Origin of the sequence: Streptomyces sp. NPDC057099 (assembly GCF_042671245.1) — a bacterium.
In the GTDB taxonomy this organism is placed as follows: domain Bacteria; phylum Actinomycetota; class Actinomycetes; order Streptomycetales; family Streptomycetaceae; genus Streptomyces; species Streptomyces purpurascens.
The window spans coordinates 121,144-134,802 of the sequence record NZ_JBHUTX010000016.1; the positions used below are offsets into that span (position 1 = coordinate 121,144).

A 13,659-nucleotide genomic window follows, 5' to 3' on the forward strand; every position below is an offset into this window, starting at 1 on the left:
ATGTTCTAGCGTGTTCCGCCATGGTAACGAAGTTTCAATCTCTTGACGCGATCGTCCGCACCGGAGCCCTGCTGATCGTCCGGCTGGACAGCGCGGAAGAGGCCCTGGCCGTGTCCGAAGCCGCGATCGAGGGCGGTGTGCGCGCACTGGAGATCACGCTCTCGGTGCCGGGCGCGCTGGACGTCATCTCGAAGCTGTCCGAGCGCTACGGCAAGGACGGCGTGGTCATCGGCGCCGGGACGGTCCTGGACGAGCAGGCGGCCCACGCCTGTGTCTCGGCCGGGGCGAACCTGCTGGTGAGCCCCAATCTGAACCCGGCGATGATCGCGGCCGCCAACCGCTATCAGGCCGTCACCGTCAGCGGTGCCTTCACCCCGACGGAGATCGTCGACACGATGCAGGCGGGCGCCGACATCGTGAAGCTCTTCCCCGCCGAGTTCATGGGCCCCGAGTACGTCCGGACCGTCAAGGCTCCCCTCCCCCAGGCACCGCTCATGCCTGCGGGCGGCGTCTCGCCCGACAACGTGAAGGCGTGGTTCGACGCCGGTGTCGTCGCGGTCGGCGTCGGCAGCTCCGTGACCAAGGCCGCCCGTCCCGACGGTGACTACCGGCGTGTGACCGAAGCGGCCCGGACCGTTCTGCGGTCCATCGAAGACGCCCGGGCCTGAGGCCCGGGCCCCCGACTCCGCCCACCCCCCACTCCTGCCCCTTGCGGTGTCTCGTCCCCCTCCCCAACCCTTGTGGTGATCCCCCAGGAGCCCCCCATGTCCCATCCGCTCTCCGATGCCCAGGTTCCCGAGAGAACTGACGCCGACGCCCCGCGGTCGATCAGGATCCGCTGGGTCCTGGTCGCCCTCCTGGTGATCGGCGGCGTCGTCAACTACCTCGACCGCTCCAACCTGAGCGTCGCGAACACGACCGTCGCGAAAGAGTTCGACCTGAGTTCCACCCAGATGGGACTCCTGCTCGCGGCGTTCGCCTGGCCCTACGCGCTGGCCAACCTCCCGGCCGGCTACCTCGTCGACCGCTTCGGGCCCAAGCGCATGTACGCCTGGGCGGCCGCGCTGTGGTCACTGGTGTCGATGCTCTCCGCGACCGCGAGTTCGTACGGCTTCATGTACGCGGCCCGGGTGGCTCTCGGTGTTGCCGAGGCCCCCTTCTTCACCGCCAGCCTGAAGGTCAACCAGCGGTGGTTCGCCCAGCACGAGCGCGCCCTGCCGATCTCGATCGTCAACACGGGCTCTCAGATAGCCAACGCGATCGCCCCGCCGCTGCTCACCACGCTGATGCTGCTGCTCGGGTGGCGCGGCATGTTCGTCACCATCGGCGCGCTGGGCGTCGTGCTCGTGCTGGTGTGGCTGCGTGTCTACCGTGACCCGACGGTGCGCGAGCAGGCCGCCATCCTGGGCGAGGCGTCCACGCCCCCGGCGCCCGAGGCCGAGGCGAAGGCCAAGGCCGGGTGGGGGCAGCTGTTCCGGCAGCGGAACACGTACTTCATGATCCTCGGCGCCTTCGGCATCTTCTACACGGTGTGGGTGTACCTCACCTGGCTGCCCAGCTACCTGGAGACCTCCCGCGGCTTCAGCCTCACCGCGACCGGCTGGCTGGCATCCCTGCCGTTCCTGTGCGGTATCGCGGGCGTGCTCTTCGGCGGCTACCTCTCCGGGCGCCTGATCAGCCGCGGAGTCTCCGCCGTCACCTCGCGCAAGATCCCGATCGCCGGCGGCGCGGCCCTGGCGGCGGCCGCCGTGCTTCCCGTGGCCTACGTCGAGAGCACCCCGCTCGCGATGGTGCTGCTGTCGGTGGGCTACTTCGCCGCGCAGGTGCCGATCGGCTGTCTGTGGACCCTGGCGTCCGACGTCGCGGAGCCGCACCAGGTGGCCTCGCTGGGTGCCATCCAGAACTTCGGCGGCTTCCTCGGCGCCACGCTGGCTCCGATCGTCACCGGGAGCATCCTGGATGCCACCGGAGGCAGCTACAACCTCGTCTTCCTGGTCGGCGGGGTGCTGCTGCTGGTCGGCGGTTCCTCTTACCTGTTCTTCGTCAAGGACCGCAGGTCCCCGAAGGAGAGCCTCGCATGACTGTTCCACGGGCCTACTTCGTGATCGGGCCGGCCGGGTCGGGAAAGAGCACCGTGGCCCAGGTGCTCGCCCGGCTGACCGGGGCGGCCTACATCGACAAGGACACGGCCTGCACCCGATTCACCGAGGCGCTCCTGAAGCTCGCAGGCACGGACCCGTCCGAGCGGGACCTCAACCCGTACTACCAGTCGGCGGTGATGGAGCTGGAGTACCTGACCGTCCTGGACCTGGCGCGCGACAACCTCGCGGTGGGCCGGCCGGTCGTCCTGGACGCCCCGTTCGGACGGTACTTCTCCCGCCCGGACTACCTCGCCGAAGTGGCCGAGCGTCACTCCTGGCCCCGCCACGCCGAGCCCGTGGTGGTGCGGGTCGAGACCGACTCCGACACCGCCCGGGCCCGCGTTCGCGCCCGCGGCTGCGCACGGGACCTGTCCAAGCTCGCCGACTGGGACGCCTTCTGGCGGAAGTCCCAGGACAACGCGTGCCAGTGGTCGAGCCGTCACAGCCTGGTGTTCGACAACCGGGCCGACGGCGTCACTCCTGACGTGGTCGCACGCGCTCTGGGCGGGCTCGCCGAGGACACCGCGCGGGGGCTCACGGCTCGATGAGCCCGGCCCGGATCGCGTACCGGGTCAGCTCCAGGCGGTCGCGCATGCCGAGCTTCTGGAGGAGGTTGGCGCGGTGGCGTTCGACCGTCTTGGCGCTGATGAAGAGGAGTTCGCCGATCTCCTTCGAGGTGTGGCCCTCGGCGACCAGCTTGAGGATCTCCTCCTCGCGCTCGGTGATGGCCCGTTCCGGCAGGCCGTCGCCCCGGTGCAGCCGCTCCAGGTAGGAGCGGACGAGGGCCCGCTCGGCGCCCGGGTATATGAACGGCTCGTCGCGCACGGCCGCCCGGCAGGCCTCGACCAGGTCGCGGTCGGCGACGGACTTGAGGACGTAGCCGCTGGCTCCGGCCCTGAGCGCCTCGAAGAAGTACTCCTCGTTGTCGTACATCGTCAGGATCAGGATGTGCAGGTCGGGCAGCCGGCGGGAGAGTTCGCGGGCCGCCTGGAGGCCGGTCATGCGGGGCATGGCGACGTCGAGGACGGCCAGGTCCACGGCGGTCTCCCGGGCCTTGGCGACAGCCTCGGCACCGTCCCCGGCCTCGGCGACGACCGTCAGGTCCGGCTCCCCGTCCAGGATCAGGCGCACTCCCCGGCGTACGAGGGTGTGGTCGTCGGCGAGCAGGACACGGATCGGGGTGGAGGCGGACATCACGGGGCTCCTCGGCCTGACCGGTGCGGACACATCACTGGGCTCCTCGGCCCGACGGGTGGGGACACATCAGCGGGCTCCTTCCGTCACCGGTACGCGCAGGCGTACGTCGGTCCCCCGGCCGGGGGCCGCCGGTTCGACGGTGAGGGCGGCGCCGATCAGGAGGGCGCGTTCGCGCATGCCCGTGATGCCGGCGCCCTCCGGGGCGTCACCGACGCCCGTGCCGTTGTCGCGTACGAGGAGTTCGACGCCGTCGGGGACCTGCCGGAGGCGGAGTTCGGCGCGGTCGGCGCCGGCATGGCGGGCGGTGTTGGTCAGGCCTTCCTGGGCCACCCGGTAGACGACGAGTTCCGCTTCCGGGCTCAGGGTGGGGAGGTCGCCGGTGACCTGGTGGCGCACGGTCAGCCCATGGGTCGTGAACTCGGAGGCGAGCGAGCGCAGGGCGCTGGCCAGCCCGAGTTCCTCCAGGACACCGGGGCGCAGCCGGCGGGCGATCCGGCGGATCTCGTCCAGACCGGCCCGGGTCGCCTCCTGTGCCTGGCCCACCTCCTCGCGCAGTTCCTCGGGCGCCCGGTCGGCGACGCGCTTGAGCTGGAGCAGGACGGCGGTCAGGGTCTGCCCGACCTCGTCGTGGAGCTCGCGGGCGATCCGGTGGCGTTCGCGCTCCTGTGCGGACAGGGCCCGGGCGGCGCCCGCGGCCCGCTCGGCCTCCAGCCGGTCGAGCATCGTGTTGTACGTCGCGATCAGCGCGGCCGTCTCCGCCGGGCCGGCGACCACCGGGCGGGATCCCGGACGCAGCAGATCGGCGGTGGCCATGGAACTGCCGAGCCGTTGCAGGGGCGCGAGGCCGAAGCGCAGCACGAGCGCGTTGCCCGCCAGCAGCATCACCAGGCCGCCGAGCAGGACGAGCGCCTCGCCCGCCAGGACGGGGGTGGACACGGTGACCGGGCCGAGCAGCAATGCCGTGGCCACGACCAGGCCCGCGGCGTTGAGCGAGAAGATCCGCCAGAACAGCGACACGTTCCTGGATCCGCCCCTTCCGGCCTTCGCGTACGGCACCTCCCGCTCCACCCTTTCCGGCGACCGGCCGCTGTGTATATCCGTCACAACACCCATGTCGTCACCGTACGGGCGGATGGCAGCATGCGGACTTGACCCGTCCGTTGATCTACACCGTTCACGACACCGACACAGCAACACCAACAAGACAAACAAACCAAACAAGACGAAAAAGGGGAAGCAACGTGTCAGCTCCGCGCCTGAGGGCGACGCCGCTGCCGGGGATCGGGGTCCAGTACGACCTGGAGACCCGGGAACACCGCCATCTGTCGGTGGTGGCGCACCGCGACGGCACGCGCACGGTCAACGTGTACCGGGCCGACGATCCCGACTCCTGCGCGCATTCGCTGCGGCTGACCGGCTCGGAGGCGGGTTCGCTGATCGACGCGCTGAAGCCGTCCCACCACAGCCCGAGCCTGCTCTACACCACGGACCTGGGGCTGGTGGCCGAGCGGATCGAGGTGGCCGCGACCTCGCGCTGGAACGGGCGGGTGCTGGGCGACATGAAGATGCGGACGGAGACCGGCGCGTCGGTCGTGGCGGTGCTGCGCCGGGCCGAGGCCATTCCGTCGCCCGCGCCGGACTTCCGGCTGGCGGGCGGTGACACGCTGATCGTCGTCGGGACCCGTGAGGGCGTGGACGCCGCCGCGACGATACTCGGGCGGGAGTGAGCCTGTGCACTCCGCGGTCCTGCTCATCGAGTTCGGTTCCATCATCCTCGGCCTCGGCCTGCTCGGCCGGTTCGCCGCCCGTTTCCGGCTCTCGCCGATACCGCTGTACCTCCTGGCCGGTCTGGCCTTCGGCGAAGGCGGGCTGCTGCCGCTGGGCGCGAGCGAGGAGTTCATCGCCACGGGTGCCGAGATCGGCGTCATCCTCCTGCTGCTGATGCTGGGCCTGGAGTACACGGCGAGCGATCTGGTCTCCAACCTCAAGACCCACTACCCCTCCGGTCTGGTCGACTGCGCGCTCAACGCCCTGCCGGGAGCGGCGGTGGCCCTGCTGCTCGGCTGGGGGCCGGTGGCCGCCGTCGTCCTGGCCGGTGTCACCTGGATCTCCTCGTCCGGCGTGATCGCGAAGGTGCTCGGCGACCTGGGCCGGGTCGGCAACCGTGAGACACCGGTGATCCTCAGCGTGCTCGTGCTGGAGGACCTGGCGATGGCGGTGTACCTGCCCATCGTCACGGCACTGGTGGCGGGCGTCGGGCTGATGGCCGGCAGCGTGACCCTGGCGATCGCGCTGGGCGCGGCCGGGCTCGTGCTGTTCCTGGCCGTGCGCTACGGCCGGCTCATCTCGCGGTTCGTCTCCAGCGACGACCCGGAGAAGCTGCTGCTGGTGGTGCTGGGCCTGACGATCCTGGTCGCGGGCGTCGCACAGCAGCTCCAGGTGTCGGCCGCGGTGGGTGCCTTCCTGGTGGGCATCGCGCTCTCCGGAGAGGTGGCGGAGGGTGCGCACACCCTGCTCAGCCCCCTGCGGGACCTGTTCGCGGCGGTCTTCTTCGTCTTCTTCGGACTGCACACCGACCCGTCCAGCATCCCGCCCGTCCTGCTGCCCGCCCTCGCGTTGGCCGTCGTCACGGCCCTGACGAAGATCGCCACCGGGTACTGGGCGGCCCGGCGCGCCGGGATCTCCGTCAAGGGCCGCTGGCGGGCGGGAGGTGCGCTGGTGGCCCGCGGGGAGTTCTCGATCGTCATCGCCGGCCTGGCGGTCGCGGCCGGCATCGAACCGTCCCTCGGCCCCCTGGCCACGGCCTACGTCCTCATCCTGGTCGTCCTGGGCCCGCTCACCGCGCGCTACACGGAGCCGGTGGCGATGTGGTGGAGCGGCCGCCGCGAGGCCCGTCGGGGAACCCCGGAGCCCGCGCCCCGGAAGGCCGAGGCGGAGGCGCCGGTGGGCGACTGAGGACGGGGTGGGTCACCTCGGGGGCCTCTGGTCACCGCCGGGAGCCCACCCCTGCCTCCGCAGCACCCCCGGCACATCCGGTGCCTCATAGTGCTCGCCCTTGAGGACCTTGCCGTCCTCGCGTCGGGAGACCGCCCCGTCGGGGCCGATCTTGGTCATGTTGGAGCGGTGGATCTCGGTCAGTACCGAGTCGAGGTCGATGCCGTGGACGAGGGCGGTGCCGTACGCGACGTAGACGACGTCCGCCAGTTCGTGGGCGAGCCGGTCGAGCGGGCCCCGGACCGACACCTCGGCGACCTCCGCGGCCTCCTCCGCGAGGAGTTCGCCGCGGTGGGCGGCGAGTTCCGGGGAGATCTCCGTCGGGGTACTGCGGGCGTCCAGGCCGAAGGCGAGGTGGAATTCACGGACCAGGTCAGCGGGCGAGGAGCTCATGGGAACGACAGTAGCGGCCGCCACTGACACTCCTCCCCGCCCCGTTGCCGACCGCCGCCCCTGGTCAGCGGGGCACCAAGGCTGGCAGGATCTCGCGCATGTCCAAGATGTTCCCCCGTATCGGCAGGCGCCGGGCCCTGCAGGGCGGCACCGCCTCCCTCCTGGTCCTCGGGCTGCTGCTGTGGTGGCTGCGCCCCTGGGCCGAGGAGCCTCCGGGCGGGGCGATCACCTTCAGCACGGGCACGCGCGCCGGGGTCTACCACGAGTACGGCGAACTCCTGCGCACCGAGATCGACCAGGACATGCCGGACCTCAGCGTGCGCCTGCTGACCAGCGCCGGTTCGCAGGAGAACGTCTCGGACGTGGCGACGGGCCAGGCCGACTTCGCGATCGCGGCGGCGGACGCGGTCGCCACGTACAAGCTCGACCACGGCGCGGGCGCCGGGCGGCTGCGCGGCATGGCCCGCCTCTACGACGACTACCTGCAGCTCGTCGTACCGCCCGACTCGGACATCCGCTCCGTCGCGGACCTGCGGGGCAAGCGCGTGGCCATAGGGCTGCCGAACTCCGGGGTGCGACTGATCGCGAACGGGGTGCTCAAGGCGGCCGGGATCGACCCGGAGAAGGACATCAAGCCCTCCTCGGACGGCATCGACACCGGTCCCAGGCGGCTGGGGCACGGCCTCGACGCGTTCTTCTGGTCGGGCGGACTGCCCACGGACGGGCTCAGCCGCCTGGCCAAGAAGTCGGCCTCCGCCTTCCGGTTCGTGCCGATCGACGCCGGGCTCGTCGCCAAACTGCACGACCAGGGCGGTGCCACGCGGTACTACCGCGCCACCAAGATGCCGGAGTCGGCGTACCCCACCATCCAGCGCGGTGACCCGGTGCCGACCCTGGCGGTGTCCAACCTGCTGGTCACGCGCAGCGACATGGACCCCCGGCTCACCGAGTGGCTGACCCGTACGGTGATCGACAGCCGGGACGGCATCGGCGCGACCGTCCACTCCGCCCAGCTGGTCGATGTCCGCACCGCGATCTACACCGACCCGCTCCAGCTGCATCGCGGGGCCCAGCGCTACTACCAGTCGGTCAAGCCGTAGGGCCCGACCTCGGCACTCTCACCGTCACCCGCAGCCCGTGCGGCTCGTGACGGTCGTAGGCGATCGAACCGCCGCCCGCCGTGAGCAGCGCCCGCGAGATGGACAGTCCGAGGCCCGAGCCCTTGATGTTCTGGTGACGGCTGCTGCGCCAGAAACGGTCGCCGACGCGGGCCAGTTCCTCGTCGGTGAGGCCGGGTCCGTGGTCGGTGACGACGACGGTGGAGGTGTCGCCGTTGGAGGCGACGGTCACCTCGACGGTCTGGTTCTCGGGCGTGAACTTCACCGCGTTGTCGATGATCGCGTCCAGCGCGCTGGACAGCGCGACCGGGTCGGCCCACGCGGTCGTGGGCGGGCAGTCGCCGACCAGGCGCACGCCCTTGGCCTCGGCGGTCGGGGCCCAGGCCGCGAGGCGTTCGGCGGCGAGCTCGCCGATGTCGGTGATCCTCAGGTCGGCCTCGGTGTGCTCGGCCAGCGCCAGGTCCAGCAGGTCGTCCAGGACCTGCGCGAGGCGCTTGCCCTCGCCCTGGACGGAGGCGATCTCCTTGTTGCCCTCGGGCAGTTCGAAGGAGAGCAGCTCGATGCGCAGCAGCAGCGCCGCGAGCGGGTTGCGCAGCTGGTGGGAGGCGTCGGCGACGAAGGCGCGCTGCTGCTCCAGCACGTCCTCGACGTTGTCCGCCATCTCGTTGAACGACCGGGCCAGACGCCTGAGTTCCGGCGGACCGCCGGCGGCCGCGACCCGGGACTTGAGCCGCCCGGTGGCGATGTCGTGGGTGGTGGCGTCGAGGACGCGCACCGGCCGCAGGACCCAGCCGGTCAGCCGCAGGGCGGCGCCGACGGCCAGCAGCATCGCGGCGCCCTCGCCCGCTCCGATGACCAGCCAGCCGTGCAGGGTGCGCGAGCGCATCTGACCGGTGGGCGAGTCGGTGACCACGACCGCGACGACGTCACCGTCCCGGATGACCGGCGAGGCGACCACGAGGTTGTGCCGCTGCCAGGGCCAGACCTGCTTCGGGTCGTGGCTGCGGCGGCTGAGCAGTGCCTCGTCGAACGCGTCACGCACCTCGCCCTCTTCCGGCAGGGACCACCTGGCCGGTGCATGAGCCATGGCACTGCCGCTGCGGTAGAAGACACCGGCCCGGATGCCGTAGACGTCGTAGTAGCTGTCGAGTTCGCTGCTGAGCGTGGCCAGGCGCTCGTTCTCGAACGCGCCGGAGGTTCCGGTGGGCGAGTCGGTGACGAACTGGGCGAGGGCGGCGAAGCGCGCGGTGTCGTCGATGCGGTCGACGACGACCTTCTGCTGCTGGGCCCCGGCCAGACTGACGGCGAGCGGGACCCCGAGCGCGAGCAGCACGGCCGCCATCAGGATGATCAGCAGCGGGAGCAGGCGAGTGCGCACCCGGCCCCGCTATCCGGCAGGCGCGACGAGCCGGTAGCCGACGCCGCGCACGGTCTCGATGAGGGCGGGCATGCGCAGCTTGGCGCGCAGGGACGCGACATGCACCTCCAGGGTGCGCCCGGTCCCCTCCCAGCTGGTCCGCCACACCTCGCTGATGATCTGCTCCCGGCGGAAGACCACCCCGGGCCGCTGCGCGAGCAGGGCCAGCAGGTCGAACTCCTTGCGGGTCAGCTGGACCACCGACCCGTCGACGCTGACCCGGCGCGTGGGCAGCTCAATGTGCACGGGTCCGAGACGCAGCTCGGTCTCGATGCCGCTGGAGGTGTCCTCGTGGGAGGTGCGCCGGCTCACGGCGTGGATGCGGGCGAGCAGTTCCCCGGTGTCGTACGGCTTCACCACGTAGTCGTCGGCGCCGAGGTTGAGGCCGTGGATGCGGGAGCGGACGTCGGAGCGCGCGGTGACCATGATCACCGGGGTGGCGGTGCGTTTGCGGATCTTGCCGCAGACCTCGTACCCGTCCTGGTCGGGCAGGCCGAGGTCGAGGAGGACGACACCGAAGCAGTCGCTCTCGGGGACGAGCGCCTGGAGGGCCTCCTCACCGCTGCGCGCGTGCGTGACGTCGAATCCGTGCCGCGCCAGGACAGCCGACAGGGCGGCGGCGACGTGGTTGTCGTCCTCGACGAGCAGCAGTCTCATCCGGTCCCCCTTCGGTTCACTGGCCGTACGATCTGACTGTGTACAAAAAGCGTGCACGCGCGCGTGCACGCACTGCAGTCACGCTGATGGATGAGGACGGCGTCAAGAGGGTTCCGGTTGCGGAGCGCTTCCGTTACCCGGCCGATATGAGCGCTGCTCACAAGTGCTACGACACGTGTCCGATTGCTATCGGATCGTGATGCTCAGATTCCCCTCAGATGTAATGACGCAGGTCGTAGAGGGTTACTACTGTCCTCCGAAACCGAGGAGGACGGAGCCTGAGAGCGATGACCGAAGTATCGGTGGCCAAGGAAGATGTGGCCGCGACCGGCGAACTGGTCGTCCTGAAGAGCGTCAACAAGCACTTCGGCGCGTTGCACGTACTCCAGGACATCGACATGACGATCGCCCGCGGCGAAGTCGTCGTGGTCATCGGACCCTCCGGGTCCGGAAAGTCCACCCTGTGCCGCACCATCAACCGCCTGGAGACGACCGACTCCGGCACGATCACGATCGACGGCAAGCCGCTGCCCCACGAGGGCAAGGAGCTGGCCAAGCTCCGGGCCGACGTCGGAATGGTCTTCCAGTCCTTCAACCTCTTCGCGCACAAGACCGTGCTCGAGAACGTGATGCTCGGCCAGATCAAGGTCCGCAAGAAGGACAAGAAGGCGGCCGAGGAGCGGGCTCGGGCCCTGCTCGACCGGGTCGGCGTGGGCGCGCAGGCCGAGAAGTACCCCGCACAGCTCTCCGGCGGCCAGCAGCAGCGCGTCGCGATCGCGCGGGCGCTGGCCATGGAGCCGAAGGTCATGCTCTTCGACGAGCCGACCTCCGCGCTCGACCCCGAGATGATCAACGAGGTGCTGGAGGTCATGCAGCAGCTCGCCCGCGACGGCATGACCATGATCGTCGTCACCCACGAGATGGGCTTCGCACGATCGGCTGCAAACCGCGTGGTGTTCATGGCGGACGGCCGAATCGTCGAGGAGGCTGCGCCCGACCAGTTCTTCAGCAATCCGCGTAGTGACCGTGCCAAGGACTTCCTGTCGAAGATCCTGCACCACTGACGGCGCACTCCGCGCGACGCCACCGGCGTTGCCGCCTGACGGCCCGCATCTCTTTCACCAGCCAAAGGATGTTCATCATGAAGCTCCGCAAGGTCACCGCCGCCTCGGCCACCGTGTTCGCCCTCGCCCTCACCGCCACCGCCTGCGGCGGCGACAACAGCACGGGCGGCGACTCCGGCTCCGGTGGGGGCAAGACGATCACGGTCGGCATCAAGTTCGACCAGCCCGGCCTCGGCCAGAAGACGCCGCAGGGCTACGCCGGCTTCGACGTCGACGTCGCCACGTACGTCGCGAAGAAGCTCGGTTACGACGCGGACCAGATCGAGTGGAAGGAAGCGAAGAGCGCCGACCGCGAGACCATGCTGCAGCGTGGTGACGTCGACTTCATCGCCGCGACCTACTCGATCACCCCGGAGCGCCAGGAGAAGGTCGACTTCGCCGGTCCGTACCTGCTGGCTCACCAGGATGTGCTGGTCCGCGCCGACGACAACAAGATCAAGTCGCCGAAGGACCTGAACAACGCCAAGCTCTGCTCGGTGACCGGCTCCACCTCCGCGCAGAACGTGAAGGACAAGCTGGCGCCGAAGGCTCAGCTGCAGCCGTACCCGACGTACTCCGCCTGTCTGCCCGGTCTGCAGAACGGTGCCGTCGACGCGCTGACCACCGACGACTCCATCCTCGCCGGTTACGCCGCCCAGTCGCAGTTCAAGGGCAAGTTCAAGCTCGGCGGCTTCAAGCTGACCAACGAGAACTACGGCATCGGCGTCAAGAAGGGCAGCGACCTGAAGGCCGACATCAACAAGGCCCTCGAGGCCATGGTCGCCGACGGCGCCTGGCAGAAGGCCGTGGACAAGAACCTCGGCCCGGCCAACTACAAGAACGAGCCCGCGCCGAAGATCGGCGACATCAAGAGCTGAGGCAACGCCTGACGGGTGCGCCGCCCTGCGAGGCGGCGCACCGGGGCATCCCTATACGCGGAAGCGCGGGAGATCGTGTTCGACTTTCTTGAGGATTACGACCTGCTGGGAGCCTTCTGGACGACAGTGCAACTCGCTGCGCTGTCCGCCGTCGGCTCTCTCATCTGGGGCACCATGCTGGCCGCCATGCGCGTCGGCCCGGTGCCGCTGATGCGCGGTTTCGGGACCGCGTACGTGAACATCGTGCGGAACATCCCGCTGACCGTCATCATCCTGTTCACGTCGCTGGGCCTGAACCAGACGCTGGGTGTCTCCCTCGGCGCCGATGACGTCGAGACGATCAACTTCCGGCTGGCGGTCCTGGGCCTGATCTTCTACACCTCGTCCTTCGTGTGTGAGGCGCTGCGCTCCGGCATCAACACGGTGCCGGTCGGGCAGGCGGAGGCGGCCCGGGCGATCGGTCTCAGCTTCCGCCAGGTGCTGGGTCTGGTCGTGCTGCCGCAGGCGTTCCGTTCGTCGGTCGTCCCGCTGGCGAACGTGCTGATCGCCCTCATCAAGAACACCACGGTCGCGGCCGCCATCGGTGTCGCCGAGGCGGCGGTACTGATGAAGGAGATGATCGAGAACGAGGCCCAGCTGCTGCTGATCGCGGCGATCATCGCGTTCGGCTTCGTGGTTCTGACGCTGCCGACCGGTCTGATCCTCGGTTGGGTGGGCAAGAAGGTGGCGGTGAAGCGATGAGCTCCGTTCTGTACGACGCCCAGGGCCCTCGCGCCAAGCGGCGCAACGCCGTCCTCACGGTGGTCTTCGTGGCCGCCGCGGCGGCCCTGCTGTGGTGGGTGTTCGGCACCCTCAAGGACAAGGGCCAGCTGGAATGGGCCCTGTGGGAGCCGTTCTTCTCCGGCACCGAGGCCTGGTCCACCTACATCTGGCCGGGTCTGCTGAACACGCTGAAGGCCGCCGCCCTCGCGGTGATCATCGCGATGCCCCTCGGCGCGGTCCTCGGCATCGCCCGCCTCTCGGACCACGTGTGGGTCCGGGTTCCGGCCGCGGTCGTGGTCGAGTTCTTCCGGTCCATCCCCGTGCTGGTCCTGATGATCTTCGGTCTCGCCCTGTTCGCCGAGTACACCAACGTCAGCTCCGACGACCGTCCGCTCTACGCGGTCGTCACCGGCCTGGTGCTGTACAACGCGTCCGTCTTGGCCGAGATCGTCCGCGCGGGCATCCTGGCCCTGCCCAAGGGCCAGGCCGAGGCTGCTCAGGCGATCGGTCTGCGCAAGGGTCAGCTGATGCGCCTGATCCTCCTGCCGCAGGCGGTCACGGCGATGCTCCCGGCCATCGTGAGCCAGCTCGTCGTCATCGTGAAGGACACCGCGCTCGGCGGCGCCGTTCTCACCTACTCCGAGCTGCTCTCCGCCGCGAACACGATGAGCGGCTACTACGGCGCGAACATCATCGCCAGCTTCACGGTCGTGGCCGTCATCTTCATCGCGCTCAACTTCGCCCTCACGTCTTTCGCGAGCTGGCTCGAGCGCCGGCTGCGGCAGGCCAAGAAGTCGACGGGAGCGGTCGTGGGCGCCAACGACGCACAGATCGCCGGCACCACCGGGACCGGCACCGGAGGCATCTGACACTCGGTCAACCCGGATGACATACTCAGGGGCAGTGGCATGATCGCCACTGCCCCTGGTCACTTGACGCAAGCACCGGCAATGGGTTGCATACGTTCTGTGATCGTGCACCCTGCTCCAACTTCGTGTT

At 69.7% G+C, this 13,659-nt stretch carries 15 protein-coding genes; 10 read left to right on the forward strand and 5 right to left on the reverse strand.

Going from position 1 to position 13,659, the window contains the following annotated elements:
* The first annotated feature begins 20 nt into the window (after positions 1 to 20).
* From ACFT4A_RS21610 to ACFT4A_RS21620, 3 genes are all read left to right on the forward strand, one after another.
* A complete protein-coding gene (locus ACFT4A_RS21610) occupies positions 21 to 668 on the forward strand; it encodes a bifunctional 4-hydroxy-2-oxoglutarate aldolase/2-dehydro-3-deoxy-phosphogluconate aldolase (RefSeq protein ID WP_382832475.1) in 648 nt (215 codons plus the stop codon).
* Between the two features lie 96 nt (positions 669 to 764).
* Positions 765 to 2,081: an MFS transporter gene (locus ACFT4A_RS21615; RefSeq protein ID WP_382832477.1), complete on the forward strand. Its 1,317-nt coding sequence runs from the start codon at positions 765 to 767 to the stop codon at positions 2,079 to 2,081.
* Entirely contained in the window at positions 2,078 to 2,689 is a 612-nt protein-coding gene (locus ACFT4A_RS21620) for an AAA family ATPase (protein ID WP_382832479.1), read from the forward strand. Before ACFT4A_RS21615 ends, ACFT4A_RS21620 begins: the two co-directional genes overlap by 4 nt.
* Here ACFT4A_RS21620 and ACFT4A_RS21625 read toward each other — a convergent pair.
* Both ACFT4A_RS21625 and ACFT4A_RS21630 read right to left on the reverse strand, forming a co-directional pair.
* Positions 2,676 to 3,335 (reverse strand): response regulator, encoded by a 660-nt coding sequence (locus tag ACFT4A_RS21625; RefSeq protein WP_382832480.1) that lies wholly within the window; start codon positions 3,333 to 3,335, stop codon positions 2,676 to 2,678. The two genes, ACFT4A_RS21620 and ACFT4A_RS21625, sit on opposite strands and share 14 nt — an antisense overlap.
* A 69-nt stretch (positions 3,336 to 3,404) precedes the next feature.
* Positions 3,405 to 4,451 carry a sensor histidine kinase gene (locus ACFT4A_RS21630; RefSeq protein ID WP_382832482.1) on the reverse strand — a complete coding sequence of 349 codons (1,047 nt, stop codon included), beginning with the start codon at positions 4,449 to 4,451 and terminating at the stop codon, positions 3,405 to 3,407.
* Between the two features lie 128 nt (positions 4,452 to 4,579).
* Here ACFT4A_RS21630 and ACFT4A_RS21635 point away from each other — a divergent pair, with 128 nt between their 5' ends.
* Both ACFT4A_RS21635 and ACFT4A_RS21640 read left to right on the forward strand, forming a co-directional pair.
* Positions 4,580 to 5,065, forward strand: coding sequence for a cation:proton antiporter regulatory subunit (locus ACFT4A_RS21635; RefSeq protein WP_382591311.1), 486 nt, complete (start codon positions 4,580 to 4,582; stop codon positions 5,063 to 5,065).
* A gap of 4 nt (positions 5,066 to 5,069) precedes the next feature.
* Entirely contained in the window at positions 5,070 to 6,293 is a 1,224-nt protein-coding gene (locus tag ACFT4A_RS21640) for a cation:proton antiporter (RefSeq protein WP_382832484.1), read from the forward strand.
* A gap of 12 nt (positions 6,294 to 6,305) precedes the next feature.
* On the opposite strand, the gene ACFT4A_RS21645 is transcribed toward ACFT4A_RS21640, so the two are convergent.
* Complete coding sequence (locus ACFT4A_RS21645; RefSeq protein WP_382832485.1) at positions 6,306 to 6,725, reverse strand: MazG nucleotide pyrophosphohydrolase domain-containing protein; 420 nt, start codon at positions 6,723 to 6,725, stop codon at positions 6,306 to 6,308.
* 98 nt (positions 6,726 to 6,823) lie between these two features.
* On the opposite strand from ACFT4A_RS21645, the gene ACFT4A_RS21650 reads away from it, so the two are divergent.
* Positions 6,824 to 7,825 carry a TAXI family TRAP transporter solute-binding subunit gene (locus tag ACFT4A_RS21650; protein ID WP_382832487.1) on the forward strand — a complete coding sequence of 334 codons (1,002 nt, stop codon included), beginning with the start codon at positions 6,824 to 6,826 and terminating at the stop codon, positions 7,823 to 7,825.
* Here the strand turns inward: ACFT4A_RS21650 and ACFT4A_RS21655 are convergent.
* A complete protein-coding gene (locus ACFT4A_RS21655) occupies positions 7,815 to 9,221 on the reverse strand; it encodes a sensor histidine kinase (protein ID WP_382832489.1) in 1,407 nt (468 codons plus the stop codon). The genes ACFT4A_RS21650 and ACFT4A_RS21655 overlap by 11 nt on opposite strands.
* A gap of 9 nt (positions 9,222 to 9,230) precedes the next feature.
* Positions 9,231 to 9,917 carry a response regulator transcription factor gene (locus ACFT4A_RS21660; RefSeq protein ID WP_189721866.1) on the reverse strand — a complete coding sequence of 229 codons (687 nt, stop codon included), beginning with the start codon at positions 9,915 to 9,917 and terminating at the stop codon, positions 9,231 to 9,233.
* Between the two features lie 287 nt (positions 9,918 to 10,204).
* Here ACFT4A_RS21660 and ACFT4A_RS21665 point away from each other — a divergent pair, with 287 nt between their 5' ends.
* The 4 genes from ACFT4A_RS21665 (at position 10,205) to ACFT4A_RS21680 (ending at position 13,529) form a co-directional block, all read left to right on the forward strand.
* Entirely contained in the window at positions 10,205 to 10,981 is a 777-nt protein-coding gene (locus ACFT4A_RS21665; protein ID WP_382498637.1) for an amino acid ABC transporter ATP-binding protein, read from the forward strand.
* Positions 10,982 to 11,058: 77 nt separating this feature from the next.
* Positions 11,059 to 11,898, forward strand: coding sequence for a glutamate ABC transporter substrate-binding protein (locus ACFT4A_RS21670; RefSeq protein WP_382832490.1), 840 nt, complete (start codon positions 11,059 to 11,061; stop codon positions 11,896 to 11,898).
* Between the two features lie 75 nt (positions 11,899 to 11,973).
* On the forward strand, positions 11,974 to 12,639 hold the full coding sequence (locus ACFT4A_RS21675) for an amino acid ABC transporter permease (protein ID WP_193476363.1): 666 nt from the start codon (positions 11,974 to 11,976) through the stop codon (positions 12,637 to 12,639).
* Entirely contained in the window at positions 12,636 to 13,529 is an 894-nt protein-coding gene (locus ACFT4A_RS21680; protein WP_382832492.1) for an amino acid ABC transporter permease, read from the forward strand. The genes ACFT4A_RS21675 and ACFT4A_RS21680 overlap by 4 nt, the downstream gene beginning before the upstream one ends.
* The last annotated feature ends 130 nt before the right edge of the window (positions 13,530 to 13,659 follow it).

What these genes read in the sequence shown, in the direction of transcription:
- ACFT4A_RS21615 (WP_382832477.1), top strand. Translation starts at nt 765, where the DNA reads ATGTCCCATCCGCTCTCCGATGCCCAGGTTCCCGAGAGAACTGACGCC.
- ACFT4A_RS21665 (WP_382498637.1), top strand. Translation starts at nt 10,205, where the DNA reads ATGACCGAAGTATCGGTGGCCAAGGAAGATGTGGCCGCGACCGGCGAA.
- ACFT4A_RS21650 (WP_382832487.1), top strand. Translation starts at nt 6,824, where the DNA reads ATGTCCAAGATGTTCCCCCGTATCGGCAGGCGCCGGGCCCTGCAGGGC.
- ACFT4A_RS21620 (WP_382832479.1), top strand. Translation starts at nt 2,078, where the DNA reads ATGACTGTTCCACGGGCCTACTTCGTGATCGGGCCGGCCGGGTCGGGA.
- ACFT4A_RS21670 (WP_382832490.1), top strand. Translation starts at nt 11,059, where the DNA reads ATGAAGCTCCGCAAGGTCACCGCCGCCTCGGCCACCGTGTTCGCCCTC.
- ACFT4A_RS21630 (WP_382832482.1), bottom strand. Translation starts at nt 4,451, where the DNA reads ATGGGTGTTGTGACGGATATACACAGCGGCCGGTCGCCGGAAAGGGTG.
- ACFT4A_RS21625 (WP_382832480.1), bottom strand. Translation starts at nt 3,335, where the DNA reads ATGTCCGCCTCCACCCCGATCCGTGTCCTGCTCGCCGACGACCACACC.
- ACFT4A_RS21680 (WP_382832492.1), top strand. Translation starts at nt 12,636, where the DNA reads ATGAGCTCCGTTCTGTACGACGCCCAGGGCCCTCGCGCCAAGCGGCGC.
- ACFT4A_RS21610 (WP_382832475.1), top strand. Translation starts at nt 21, where the DNA reads ATGGTAACGAAGTTTCAATCTCTTGACGCGATCGTCCGCACCGGAGCC.
- ACFT4A_RS21645 (WP_382832485.1), bottom strand. Translation starts at nt 6,725, where the DNA reads ATGAGCTCCTCGCCCGCTGACCTGGTCCGTGAATTCCACCTCGCCTTC.
- ACFT4A_RS21660 (WP_189721866.1), bottom strand. Translation starts at nt 9,917, where the DNA reads ATGAGACTGCTGCTCGTCGAGGACGACAACCACGTCGCCGCCGCCCTG.